Raw genomic sequence first — 13,279 nt, forward strand, 5'->3', positions numbered from 1 at the left:
AAGGCGGAAAGATGTCAATTCGACCCGAGATTCGACGATATAGCCAACAAATGGGTAAACTTCTGCTAATTGTCGGGTCAGGGCTTCTATCGGCATGCAGCATCGCGGCCAGTGATTTCTCATTGGAACGAGTCAGTGAAGTGACGTTATCTCGAGAACTCAATGAGATATCCGGACTGTGGTGTGAAGAGGACTCGTTGTTTGCGATCAATGACTCAGGAAACAGTGCCACCCTTTATCAGTTAAACTTGCGTGGTCAAATTGAGCAGCGATTTACTATTGCTTCTCCAAATCGAGATTGGGAGGCGGTGACGGCGAGAGGCAAAGAGATCATTATTGGTGATATCGGCAATAATCGAGGCAAGTTTGACACCATTCACCTGTATGCAGTCAATCGAGATACGCAAACACAGACAATCAAACCCGAGAAACAAAGCTATCAGTATGCCGATTTTCAATCAGCGAAGCCTTACCAGCACGATTATGATGCGGAAGCGTTGACGTATCACCCCGATGTAGGGCTCATCATGTTTTCGAAAAGCTGGCAAAGTTATACCACGCATGTGTACCACCTTGAAGCGGATCAAACCTCCGCTGCGGTTGCCCCTTTGGCACAGATTGACGGCTTACACTGGCTAGTGACAGGTGCTGATTGGGACGCAGTCAGGCAACGTTTTGTTTTAGTGGGATATCATCCCAGTTTGATTGGCGAGCTGAATGCAAAACTGGCGATTGTTTCTGAGGCCTATCAAGTCGAAGCGACATTTTCTCTACCGTCTGGACAAATTGAAGGCGTTTGTGTGCTGGAGAATGGCGATATTCTTGTCGCTCAAGAGCAACGAAAACGCCAGCCTGCGAAGTTGATGCGTTTCCAACTCAATCAGCCTGTTGAGAATAGAAACAATATTGTGCAATTGGTTGACAAACCTTGACACAGAAATCGGTAGAATAGTCGCGAGTTTGAAATTGTTAAACCCAAATGGGGGCGATATGCGCTTTTTACTGTTCATACCAGTGTTGATGGTCTTGCTGTCTGGTTGTGAGATTGAAATTACCAACGGGAGCAGTTGCTCACGTACCACGGACCCGAGTACGGGGTTACGAGTAGACGTTTATCAACAAGGTTTTGGTTTCACGACTGAAAACGGTTATGACTCCCGTTTTAGCTTCACGCGCCATTATGAATGTGGCCCGGCATATGCCTATCAAAATAGTGGTGGAGAGGAACGGTTTGAATACTTCAAACACGGCCGACGTGCAAGCTCCAATCATGGTTTTACCGACATCGCTTTTGGTTACGACAGCTTTAACCAACAGTATTTTAAAACCAATTTAAGAAGCACTGAGCATGCCCAAGAATATGGTTGGACGCGCACTGGGCGTCTTTACGAGAAACGCTGGCCTGCTTCTGCCACCATTGATGAGATTGTGGTGAAGAACAGTACGGCGCCGAATGTATCAGAATCCCTGTTTGCCAGCGCTGACGTCAATAACATGCAAAAACAAAAGTTTGATGATGGCAATTTAGGTCAATATCAGTGCCGTTGGTTGAGAAATGGCTTGCTAGTGGACAGTCTATTAAATTGCCAAGGTGCGGCAGAGATGGAAAAAGACCGTATTCATTTGGGCTTGGTCGTTGACTTGATGCCTTTTATTAATGACTTTCAAACCAATAATCGAGTCAGTTACTCGGTTGACCCTTATCAATACGAGCGCGATATGCGTATTCGCTAATTCAAACGGGCTGAGCGCCCGTTTTTTGTTACTGGTTACAGGCTGTGGCATGGAAAGCCCAACGCCCCTCTGAACGGCACGTCAAACACACGCTTGTTGATCGACTTTAGTGATTAATTTATCTATAAAATCGGGTAAATCACTTAATACTGACTAAACTGAAATGTGGATTGTAATTATCGCGTCTCATTAAGGTGGTTGGTATTTGATGGTCGGTGAACAAGGTATTCTAGGTACATCACTCAGGGCGGTGCGAGAAGGCCTGCTATGGATGGTACCTTGCCTTATGGTGTCGTCGGTAGTGTTGTTTCTTGCCAGTATCTTGGAGTTTTTCCAAGGTGGCGCGACTCCCTTCACCCAAGCACTTTATAGTTTACATGCGGCGATTAATGAGGCGTTGCCGCTGTTGTTAACGGCATCGATCGCTTACATGGTCGCGATGCAATGGAAATTGCCGCGCCCGCCATTGGCCTTGTTGTGCATTATCTATTTGGTGATAGTTAAGTCGCTGATTAGAGATGACCAAGCGCTATTAATATTCTATTTGCTAATCTCTATCGTTACCCCTCTCTATGCTATTCCGCTCATCGCCCGATTACATCGCATCAAGTGGCTGAAAATCACCGATCAAGCAGCGGCAGGTAACAATGTGCGGGACTCGCTTAATCTCGTCATGCCATCGGTCATTGTCGGTGCTTTCATTGTTGCGGTGAACCTGTTCTTGAATGATGCCGTCGCGCTACTTGATGTCTCTCTACCGATTTATCTCGATTATGCTAATGAGCCAACCCTTTTTGGCGTCGTGTTTGCTGCGTTGAATTCGCTGTTTTGGTTTGTTGGCATCCATGGATACTACGCCTTGCTACCGCTGGTGAGTGGGCTAGAAGAAGCGGTAACGCTAAATTACGCAACAGTCATCGCTGGTGGGGAGGGGGTCTACCCGATGAACCTCTCCTTTATGGGCGCATTTGTTTTTATAGGCGGCAGTGGCGCGACGATGTCACTGATTCTGGCGATACTATTATTTAGCCGCACCGATATTATGCGGGTGATTGCCATTGCCAGTATCCCCATTGCGTTAATCAACGTGAATGAACTGCTGCTGTTTGGCTTGCCGATCATTTTTAATCCAAGGTTGTTTATTCCCTTTTTCTTGGCACCCATTGCTAATGTCATTGTCGGCTTATCAGCGATTCAAATGGGCCTCGTAGACAGTCCTTCAGTTTCCGCACCATTTAATAGCCCAGTGTTATTGAACGCTTGGATTGCCACGCGTGGTGACTGGGGGGCAGTGGCTTTACAGTTAGTGAATGTCTTTGTGGGGATGGTGATTTATCTGCCGTTTGTGCTGAAATTGGATCAATTACGGATCAGTCGTTCGATCTACTTTTCATCGCTTGATACGACATTCTCTCGCCGTCTGGAAGAAGCGGAGACGCTGGCAGAAGACCCTATCAGTGAAGCAAAATCGGCGACGCTGGCCACAGAGCGGATGGATAGCTACTTAAAGCGTATTAGTGCCTACGAGTTCACGATGGAGTATCAGCCGCAAGTTGCGCGGCATTCACAACACGTGGTGGGCAGTGAGGCGCTTATTCGTGCCATAGACAGTTCAGGTACCGTCAAGTATCCCGGTGAGTTCCTGCCTTGGTTAGAGAAAGCGGGCATGATGAAAGAGATCGATCTATGGGCGGTGAAGACGGTGACGGCACAGGCATTAAAGTGGCAAGGGCAGGGCGTTGATATCCCTATCAGTGTTAATATTACCGCAGAAACCTTGGCCTCGTTGAAGACGGTGAATCGCATCGTCAACATTGTTAAACCCGCCGCACATCTCGTGCATGTAGAGATTACCGAAGAGTCATTACTTATCGATGAGGTGATCATTAAGCAGGCATTTACATTGCTTCATAATGCAGGGATTAAGGTCTTTATTGATGATTTTGGCACCGGGTTTTCTTCGTTGAGTTATCTCAATCGTTACGATATCGATGCGATTAAAATTGATCGCAGTTTTGTTCTCGCCCTAGAGAATGAGCGAGGCCAAAAAGTCTTTAATAGCTTGCTCAGTGTGGCAAAAGCACTGGCCTTAAATGTTGTGGTGGAGGGGGTTGAAGAGTCAGAGCAGCTCCACTTTGTCCCGTTGGAGTCAACGATTTCTGTGCAAGGATGGTACTACGCAAAATCGCTCTCGCCCGAACATTTTGTCGAATTTGTTCAAACCTATAATCAGCCGCCTGAGGCGAGGCACCTGAGTTAACACGCGGTCACTAAAATACGGGGGCGTTTGGAACCCATCGGTTCTCTTTTTTCTGTTGTGATGCTGTGGTAGCGTGAGCTTTTTCATTGTTTGAGTTGTTTATGCTTGATCTTTCGCCTTACCAAGCCGTGATTTTCGATATGGACGGCACCCTAATTGATTCCATGCCCTCACATTTAGCCGCATGGCAGCAAACCGCCGCCGCCTTTGATTTTCCTTTTGAACCCGAGTGGTTTTATCAACTAGGTGGACAACCCACCACCAAAACCGCCGTGATGTTAAAAGCAAAATACCCGATTGAGGCGAGTGAAGAAACGCTAGTGCAAACCAAATACGGTCATTATGAGGCCATCGAGCAAAAGGGCAGCTTGATAGCAAGTACCCATCAAGTGCTACTGTCTGTATTGGGTAAAAAGAAGGTCGCCATCGGTACAGGGAGTCGCCGCATTCATGCCGATGAACTACTGAGCAGCAATGGCGTGATTGACCATTTTGATGCCATCGTCACTGCAAACGACGTTGAGAACCATAAACCTGCTCCCGATACCTTTTTGCAAGCAGCGGACAACATGGGAGTAGCGCCAGCAAAGTGTGTGGTGTTTGAAGACACCTTACTTGGTGTGCGCGCCGCACAAGCCGCGGGCATGGACTGCTATTTGGTTGAGCATGGCGAGATTAGCCGCTTTATTAAAGCGGGTGAAGCGGTGTCATAAGCAGTGTATAGCCTTGTGACTACTTCTCTGTCACATCTAAATACTTCGCATGAAAGTGCAGGTGCTCTTCAATGAAGCTGGCGATAAAGTAGTAGCTGTGATCGTAGCCATGCTGGGTTCGCACGGTGAGAGAAGGGTATTGTTTACCAGCTTGGACTAAACGCTCAGGGTGCAGCTCGGTGTCGAGGAACTCATCTTTATCGCCTTGATCAACCAGTATTGGGGTTTGTGCGTTGGCGTTACTGATTAAACAACAGGCGTCAAACTCCTCCCATAGCGAGGTATCGTCGCCCAAGTAATGGCGAAAAGCTTTTTGTCCCCATGGTGTTTTACTTGGATTGCAAATCGGGCTAAAGGCGGAGATAGAGCAGTAACGATGGGGATTATGAAGCCCAATGATCAATGCCCCGTGGCCGCCCATTGAATGACCGGCAATGCTACGAAGATGGTTTACGGGAAAGTGCGACTCAATCAAATGTGGCAGCTCAACGGCGATGTAATCGTACATCTGGTAGTTGTGTACCCAAGGTTGTTGAATCGCATTGATATAGAAGCCCGCACCTTGGCCAAGGTCATAAGCTTCGTTGTCAGGGACATCGTCACCGCGGGGGCTGGTGTCCGGGATCACAAGCGCTATACCGAGTTCGTTGGCGGCACGCTGCACACCGGCTTTGGTTGAAAAGTTTTCATCGCTGCAAGTCAAACCAGAGAGCCAGTAAAGGGTGGGTACTGGGTGGTCCATACTTGCACATTGAGGCAAATAAATGGAGAAGGTCATCGCACAGTTAAGCGTATCTGATTGATGCTGATAACGGTGTTGCTCGCCGCTATGGCAACGCTGTACAGAAAGGAGCTCCATGAAAACCTCTAATCACATGTTGATACTTAAGCCCCCTCAAGATGCTAGCTCAGCAAGAATGTCTAGGTCTGCTATCGAGGTACTGCTTTGACGCTCTTGTCGACGACATCAAAATGCAGTAATCAAGGTGGCTTGAGTTTAGTTTATATATCGTACTTTATGACAGATCTGATACTTTTGCCTTCATGCATGAGGTCAAAAGCGCGATTTATCTCTTCTAATGGCAAGGTGTGAGTGATGAAGGCTTGCAGTGGGATCTCGCCCGCAAGGTAGTCTTCGACAATACTAGGTAACTCAGAGCGTCCTTTGACGCCGCCAAACGCAGAGCCTCGCCAAACGCGGCCAGTCACTAATTGGAAGGGGCGTGTTGATATTTCTTGGCCTGCACCGGCCACACCGATAATCACAGACTCGCCCCAGCCTTTGTGACAGCACTCTAAGGCTGAGCGCATCACATCGACATTACCAATGCATTCAAAGGAAAAGTCGACCCCGCCATCGGTCATATCAACAATGACGTCTTGGATGGGCTTGTCATGGTCTTTGGGATTAATGCACTGTGTTGCCCCAAGCTGTTCTGCGAGCGCAAATTTATCGGTGTTAATGTCAATACCCAGTATGGTACTTGCCCCTGCTTTCTTTGCACCAATAATTGCCGATAGGCCAATACCACCGAGGCCGAAAATGGCGACAGAATCACCAGGTTGTACTTTGGCTGTTTTGAGTACCGCTCCCATACCCGTTGTTACGCCACATCCGAGCAGACAGACTTCATCGAGGGGGGCTTCTGGGTTGATCTTTGCTAACGAGATTTCAGGTAATACTGTAAATTCGGAGAAAGTCGAAGTGCCCATGTAGTGATAAATCGGCTGGCCATCTTTGTAGAAACGCGTGGTGCCATCAGGCATTAAACCTTTGCCTTGTGTCTCTCTTATCTTTTGACATAAATTGGTTTTGCCGGATAGACAAAACTTACATTCGCCACATTCTGGGGTGTAAAGGGGGATAACATGGTCTCCAACTGCCACACTGGTGACGCCTTCTCCGACTTGAACAACAATGCCGCCACCTTCATGGCCGAGTACGGCTGGAAAAACACCTTCAGGATCGTCACCTGATAGGGTAAACGCATCGGTGTGGCAAACCCCCGTAGCAAGAATGCGCACCAAAACTTCCCCTGCTTTGGGTAACATGACGTCGATTGTTTCAATAGAGAGCGGTTTGCCTGCTTCCCATGCGACAGCTGCTTTAGATTTTATAAATTGCTCACTCATAATCTGTCCTTAAACCCAGCGATCATCTAAAAAAGAGAGATGGAGACAAGCGACCTCATGATGCCGAGTTCAAATGCGGGCTAGCACATTGAGCGAAAGGCAGCAGAGTGGCGATCCCCTTTCAAACGTGTCTCTAGCAGAAATGGTGGGGACTTAGCCTTTCCCGTCAAACGCGTTTTCTATACGCGCTGCCGCTCTTTACGGTTTCTAGAGGGGCTTGCTAGGTCGTATAAAACAGTCGTTTTATGCCATGTCTAACACTTCTCACTGAACAAGCATGTTGAGGTTGCTTGAGTATAGAGTATAGGTAGATGTTCAAGGGTTTAGCGCATGAAAGTAAATCGATGTCTGATATCTAAGCCTGAGTCTGGCGGGTGCGACAATGGTGTGCCGCTAGGTAGCGCTTAATAGGTTAATACAGGGCGAGGATCTTTGCGCCAATGTATAAGCCACACCCGAAACTAGCGTGAGCGACCAAGCTGCGTAAACGCATGATGTTGGGTCTTGGCGTGCGTCGAGCCATTAAGCCAACACCGAGACAAGGTTGCAAAAGAAAGTACGGTGCAATAACCGTGACGATACCAAATCCTAATGCATGAGAAAAAGAGGCAGCGGCCAGCCCAGCAGGGGTTAGCCAGCAAGCATAGAGTCCGGCAAAGAGAACACCAATGAGGTAGTGTGCAGTCCAACCGATGATTGATTCGCCCTGAATCGGCTTAGCGTCTGCGATGGTGTTGTGAATGAGGCGTCCTTGCGGTAGGTGCCCCAGCCAGCGCCCAACCATGGGATAGCTCAACGAAGGAATGTTAAATAGTTTTAACTGAATCCATGCCCAGCTATCCATAACGAATGTCGCGATAACACCAAGAACAATGACATCAATAAGTAAACTCATCGCATCTCCTTAATATTTAATCTATCATTCAATTGATTAATTGAATGATGACGGGGTGTAACTTTGATGTCAACCATGAAAAGTGAAGAGGTATTGACGGGCTTTGCCGCGCTTGCTGAGTTACTAAAGCCACTTGGACACGCCCATCGCTTGGGGTTGTTGTCGATGATTGTTGAACAGCCTCGTTCGGTTGAACAACTTGCCGAGCTCTCAGGATTGACTATCGCGAATGCCTCTCAGCACCTTCAGCACTTAAAGCGTGCTCGTTTAGTTTGTAGCCATCGAGAAGGAAAAAATGTTGTCTATGCGGTAGGAGAAGGCCCTATTGCGCAGCTGATTCGCGCAGCATGTGCTCTTGGTGCTTACCATGATGACAGCTTGCAGATTTTGTCGGACGCCGCGTTTGAGCATCGGCCAGAAGTGAAGGCTATTTCTCGCAGTGATCTTGAATCTAAGTTAAGAGAAAAAAAGATTATTCTGCTCGATGTACGGGAAAACACCTTGTACAGGTTGGGACACCTGCCGAATGCAATGAATGTTCCTTTGGAAGAGCTATCACAACGCCTTGCAGAGTTGCCTGATGATGTAGAGGTTGTGACCTATTGCCATGGACCTTATTGCCGACTTTCAGAGCAAGCCGCTAAATTGCTTCACAATGATGGCTATGTTGTATCGCGCTTGCAAAGTGGCTATTTACGCTGGGAGGAGGCTGGGCTACCGATTAATCGGTGTGACGAACGTTAACGGGTATGTGCAACAGGTAACAATGATGGGTTCGATATTTCGCGATGCAAAACATTGATAACTTGGTTGGTAACGCCAAGTCTGTCGCAATTCCTTGGGGTTGGGATTGTCGTGCGTCCCCTTCGGGGATAGCGTGTTAATTTTAGGCTAGGACTGGGCGATGAAAATACCGTTGTCGTTAAAAGGGCGTGCAAATAAGAAAGAGCTTACTCAGGCGGATTATGTTGAACAAATCCAAGCTTGGATGAGAGAGGAACGTCCCCTTGAAATGATCTCTGAAGAAGATCTTGTACAAGTGTTAGGCGGTGACGTGATTGTCGCTCGCGCAGCCCTTGAATCTTGTCGTAATGACGAACTTGCGAAACGTCGAGCGCAAGAAGGGGAAGCTGAGCGTCAACAAGAAGCCACGCTCGCCAAACCTGATGCTATAACAGGCATTATGAAATCCGCACTTCAACAAATAAAAGGTGTACTCGATAGTGAAGTGCAAGAACAAATTGCTTTGCGGGAAGCAGAGTTTGCGCGTGTTCGTGGTGAGCTTGAGGAAGTAATCCGAAATCACTTGGGTGTGATAGCGGATTTAAAAGAAAATGTTGAGCGTATTGATTCGCAGCGAATTGAAGCGACGAAACGTGCCGACTCTCTGAGTTTTCAGTTAGTTGAAGAGCGTGAGCGTATTGCGGAGATGGAAGAGCAGTGTAATCACTTTGTTGAGAGTCTCGCGGATAGACAGAAAAAGCTAGATAGCTTGCAGTCACATTTGGAGAGCCAAGACATGCGCCACCGCGCTGATCGCAAAGAGCATTCAGAGAAGCACAATCAGCAGATTACTGCGTTGCAAAACGAGTATCAGAAGTTGGGTAGCATTCAAGTGACGAAGTTAGAGGCGCGACTTGAAGAAAAAGAAGCCGTGATTGAGGGATTGCAGTCCCAACTTTCGGCCTTAGAAGCAACGCTAAACTCGTCCAATCAAGCACTGGCACGCGCAAGTGTTCGAGCGGAAACTGCGGAAAGAGAGCTTGAAGTGGCTCAGCTAAAAATCATCGCTGATAGTGAAAACAAGTATAAGCAAACTGATATTGTATAGTTGATGGTTCATCTTTCATTCAAAGCCAGTCATCTTCGACTGGCTTTTTTATTAGTGGTGATCAAAGTAGTTTTTGCGGCGAATGTACTTTTCCATGTAGTGGTAGGCAATAGGCCTAAATAACCAGCTTCGTAATGTCATGTAGAGGCGTTTAGGGGTAGGAATGTTTTCGTAGATCTTATCGTTGTGTAACCAAAGTAGTTTCCCGACATGCCAAAACAGAAAGGGGATGCCGGGTAGAAAGGTCACGATGTCAACATCACAACTGATTCGGTATGTCTTTTTCTCTAGCGAGTAATGCTGACGAAAACTCCAAAAGCCCATGGCGGGTTGACCAAAGGTGACGACGCGTTTGATTTTATCGGGGTAGTGATGCTGTAAAAGTTCAGCAGCAATCACAGCCATTGCGCCTCCAGATGAATGGCCAGTAAAAGAGACGCGTTTGCCCATCGAGATGAGAGGATCGAGCGCCTCCTTCAGTTGTTGATAGACAGTAATTTTTTCGTCGCCATTGCTATAGTGATGAAGCAATAGTTCGTGGGTTGATGTCGAAGGGATGTCTTTGATGGTGTGTTGAAAGTTAAGCGGAGGACTTAAACTGGGTTGGAAGAGGAGAAAGTGAAAGCCAAAATGTACAAACCCCGTTTTTTTGCGGTCCTTTCCCATTGAGATACGTTTTGGAAAGATGGCTGCATTGATAAGCCAATCTTTCATCGAATGCGAACCCTTAAAGACGACTATCACATCGCCGGTCTCTGACCAAAGGACGCGAATGATTGTTTTGCCTTCTCTGTCCTTTATATCGGTTCTGCCTTGTCTGGAAAAACCGTACTTTAAATGGTTAAACGTTGTTGGGTAAGAAGCCAAACACAATATTGCATAGCGTTCATATTGGTATCGCTTTAGATTTTTCACAAAATTAAGTATTCAGACCGAGCCATTCGATCCATCCTACAGCTTAAATGTGAACTATTTACGTAGCTCTGAGCTGCTGCGTGCGCTGTGACGACATCGGACTTTATTGATGTGAAAGAAACTTTCGTCTGTAGTCTGATGCTTTCGCAAAAAGAAACAGAGGGAAACAAAGGCTAAGTAAACCAATACCAAACATGATTTGTTCTTCTACTAAGAGCATGAAAGTGCTAGCAAAAAACACCATAGCACTGAGTAACAAGAGTAGGACATGAAGCCATGGGTGATTTTGTGAAAATTTTGCATACATCCGTATCATGGAATCCCTTACAATATTCATTCGTGCGAAAAGTGTAACATTTATGAGATCTACAATACTAAATTTCATTACCTCAATGCTAGATGTTAAGTTTAACAATTACGTTATTAAGGGAGTCAAATCACGTTTTTGTATGGAATAGATAATAAATTGTGCACATATTCACATAAGTAATGATAAGTATATTTATAGGAAAACGCCCTAGGTGGCAACGTTTGAACTTGGCAAGATTAATAAATGAGCTTTTTAGTATGATACTTATTTAATACTCGGGAAAGAGGCACCGAAAATACAACGGGCTTGTATTTTGTCGTTTCACAATGTGCGCTTGTGAAATTTACTAACACACCACAGTGATGATTATATCTTTGTACTAATTTCTATACTTAAAAGGTTGCAGTAATAATGCTGCAAGTTTCATATCTTTTTTTCTCCTACAGTCTTGTTGTCCAAGCACAATATCTTGATGCCCTTGTTCTGGTTGTGCGACATAACTGTGAAACCACCTGTCCCAACAACTCAAGAAAAAGCCAAAATTTTTATGGGTTTCATAACCGAGAATCGAGTGGTGTATACGATGCATGTCAGGGGTGACAACCACTGGGCGCAGCAATCGTTCTAGCTTGCTTGAAATGCGTATATTGGCGTGATTAAACATCGCCGCACCATTTAGGGCGATTTCAAACAGTATGACGGCAATGATGGGGGCGCCCAATAGAAACACCAAGCCGATTTTAATCAGCATTGAAAGGAGGATTTCAAGGGGATGAAATCGCGCACCGCTCGTCACATCGAGGTCAACATCGGTATGGTGAACGCGATGTAAACGCCATAGCAAAGGAACCCGATGAAAGAGTCGATGCTGAAAGTAGATAGCCATATCCATAAGTAAAATAGTCACGATGACAACCCACCAAAGCGGCAAAAACGTGAGCTGATGCCATAGACCCCATTGGTATTGTTGCGCGACGTAAGCGGCATCAATAGCGAGGAGAGGGAAGGCGAGTTTCAGAACGAGACTATTGAGCACCACAATCGATAGATTGGCCGGCCAGCGCTGGGTTTTCTTTACATGGGGACGGCGCCGCTCAAAATAGGTTTCTAAGACTGCAAATAGGAGAAACAGTGAGAGAAAACAGGCCAGTCTTAACGTGTCGGCGTGAGTCACTATCCATTGATGCATTATTTTCGCTTCCTTGTGAAGGTAAACCGCGTAAATGTATGTACGTAAGTGGCATAGAGGCGCTTGAATATAGTTAGACCTCATTACCACCTTTTTATTACAAACCCCTGCATATGAAGGTTTTTCACCTACAATTAATTTACCAGTTTAGGGGGCAGGTAAACATGAAAGTAGTACAAAGCCGTTGGAAGAGTGATGAGTGGCATTTGGGGGCAAAACTTGAAGGGGTGGACGGTGAACATACTTTAGCGCTGGTATTTGGTGATCTTGGTGATAATCCGCATGCGATACAGGGACTGAGACAGCTATTGCCTACGGCACATATTATTGGGGCGACCACGGCAGGCGAGATTGAAGGTGTTGATGCGTTAGAGAATGAACTTGTTGTGACGGTTATTGAATTTGAAAAGACACAGATCAAGACAATCAGTGTTGCTGTTGAGCCGAGCAGTGACTTTCGCCAAATTGGTCGAGAACTCATCAGTCAGTTGGAAGATAGCAGACTCAAAGCGGTTTTCATTCTGTCAGAAGGGATCGTGATTAATGGTAGCGAGCTTGTTAGAGGGTGTCATGAAGTACTGAAAAGTGACGTCCTCCTTACTGGCGGGTTAGCGGGCGATGATATCCGCTTCTCGACAACGAAGACGGCGCACAATGAGGTGATAGCGTCGCAGCAGGTTGTTGCACTAGGCTTATACAGTGATGTATTGGAAGTCGGGGTAGGATCCTGTGGTGGTTGGTCTGCATTTGGTCCTGTGCGACGTATTTCTGACTCTGAAAATAACGAGCTGATATCCCTTGATGGGGAGCCAGCGCTCTCTGTTTATAAGAATTATTTGGGCGCATTGAGCGAAGGATTGCCTTTCTCTGGCTTGAGGTATCCCATGCAGCTGTTTTCGCCTGAAAAAGCCTCTTCAGTTGTCCGCACTTTGGTTGGTTTGGATGAGGAGAAAGGGAGTATTTACTACGCAGGGGAGATGCCAAAAGGGGCAAGTGTTCAGTTGATGAAAGCGACGGTTGATTCGCTGGTGGAAGGTGCTGAAAGTGCGGCCAAACAGGCTATGCAGCATCACAGTGATGATGTCGATGTCGCGCTTCTGATTAGTTGTGTCGGTAGAAAGCACGTGCTCAAGCAATTGGTAGAAGATGAGTTAGAGGCCGTCCAAGATGTGCTTGGCGAAGAGACCATGTTAACGGGTTTCTATTCCTACGGAGAGATTGCGCCGCATGCCAAGGGTGAACATGCACAGCTTCACAATCAAACCATGACCATTACGACCCTCAAAGAGTCTTGAACCA

Annotated in this window: 12 protein-coding genes; 7 read left to right on the top strand and 5 right to left on the bottom strand. The window is 46.6% G+C overall.

The features are described from left to right. Positions 1 to 11: 11 nt before the first annotated feature. From TSUB_RS06995 to TSUB_RS07010, 4 genes are all read left to right on the top strand, one after another. The gene (locus TSUB_RS06995) at positions 12 to 932 is read left to right on the top strand and encodes an SdiA-regulated/phytase-like domain-containing protein (RefSeq protein ID WP_159064788.1); all 921 of its coding nucleotides are present in this window, start codon (positions 12 to 14) and stop codon (positions 930 to 932) included. 58 nt (positions 933 to 990) lie between these two features. Next, positions 991 to 1,734 (top strand): hypothetical protein, encoded by a 744-nt coding sequence (locus TSUB_RS07000; protein WP_087017076.1) that lies wholly within the window; start codon positions 991 to 993, stop codon positions 1,732 to 1,734. A gap of 208 nt (positions 1,735 to 1,942) precedes the next feature. Next, positions 1,943 to 3,994: an EAL domain-containing protein gene (locus TSUB_RS07005; RefSeq protein ID WP_087017074.1), complete on the top strand. Its 2,052-nt coding sequence runs from the start codon at positions 1,943 to 1,945 to the stop codon at positions 3,992 to 3,994. A 101-nt stretch (positions 3,995 to 4,095) separates the two neighbouring features. Then, positions 4,096 to 4,707, top strand: a complete 612-nt coding sequence (locus tag TSUB_RS07010; protein ID WP_087017072.1) for an HAD family hydrolase — start codon at positions 4,096 to 4,098, stop codon at positions 4,705 to 4,707. Between the two features lie 19 nt (positions 4,708 to 4,726). On the opposite strand, the gene fghA is transcribed toward TSUB_RS07010, so the two are convergent. The 3 genes from fghA to TSUB_RS07025 form a co-directional block, all read right to left on the bottom strand. Further along, entirely contained in the window at positions 4,727 to 5,566 is an 840-nt protein-coding gene (gene fghA / locus TSUB_RS07015; protein ID WP_087017070.1) for an S-formylglutathione hydrolase, read from the bottom strand. A gap of 143 nt (positions 5,567 to 5,709) precedes the next feature. Continuing rightward, positions 5,710 to 6,840 carry an S-(hydroxymethyl)glutathione dehydrogenase/class III alcohol dehydrogenase gene (locus tag TSUB_RS07020; protein WP_087017068.1) on the bottom strand — a complete coding sequence of 377 codons (1,131 nt, stop codon included), beginning with the start codon at positions 6,838 to 6,840 and terminating at the stop codon, positions 5,710 to 5,712. A gap of 412 nt (positions 6,841 to 7,252) precedes the next feature. Further along, positions 7,253 to 7,735, bottom strand: coding sequence for a DUF2938 domain-containing protein (locus TSUB_RS07025; protein ID WP_087017066.1), 483 nt, complete (start codon positions 7,733 to 7,735; stop codon positions 7,253 to 7,255). Positions 7,736 to 7,801: 66 nt separating this feature from the next. Between TSUB_RS07025 and TSUB_RS07030 the strand changes: the two genes are divergently transcribed. Then, entirely contained in the window at positions 7,802 to 8,479 is a 678-nt protein-coding gene (locus TSUB_RS07030) for an ArsR/SmtB family transcription factor (protein ID WP_087017064.1), read from the top strand. A 160-nt stretch (positions 8,480 to 8,639) separates the two neighbouring features. After that, the gene (locus tag TSUB_RS07035; protein ID WP_087017062.1) at positions 8,640 to 9,566 is read left to right on the top strand and encodes a hypothetical protein; all 927 of its coding nucleotides are present in this window, start codon (positions 8,640 to 8,642) and stop codon (positions 9,564 to 9,566) included. A 51-nt stretch (positions 9,567 to 9,617) separates the two neighbouring features. Here TSUB_RS07035 and TSUB_RS07040 read toward each other — a convergent pair whose 3' ends face one another. Together TSUB_RS07040 and TSUB_RS07045 are read right to left on the bottom strand one after the other, a co-directional pair. Then, a complete protein-coding gene (locus tag TSUB_RS07040) occupies positions 9,618 to 10,481 on the bottom strand; it encodes a lipase family protein (protein ID WP_087017060.1) in 864 nt (287 codons plus the stop codon). A 689-nt stretch (positions 10,482 to 11,170) separates the two neighbouring features. Continuing rightward, the gene (locus tag TSUB_RS07045; protein WP_087025624.1) at positions 11,171 to 11,980 is read right to left on the bottom strand and encodes a sterol desaturase family protein; all 810 of its coding nucleotides are present in this window, start codon (positions 11,978 to 11,980) and stop codon (positions 11,171 to 11,173) included. A gap of 164 nt (positions 11,981 to 12,144) precedes the next feature. Here TSUB_RS07045 and TSUB_RS07050 point away from each other — a divergent pair, with 164 nt between their 5' ends. Next, positions 12,145 to 13,275 (top strand): FIST signal transduction protein, encoded by a 1,131-nt coding sequence (locus TSUB_RS07050; protein ID WP_159065030.1) that lies wholly within the window; start codon positions 12,145 to 12,147, stop codon positions 13,273 to 13,275. The last annotated feature ends 4 nt before the right edge of the window (positions 13,276 to 13,279 follow it).

This window comes from Thaumasiovibrio subtropicus (genome assembly GCF_019703835.1).
In the GTDB taxonomy this organism is placed as follows: domain Bacteria; phylum Pseudomonadota; class Gammaproteobacteria; order Enterobacterales; family Vibrionaceae; genus Thaumasiovibrio; species Thaumasiovibrio subtropicus.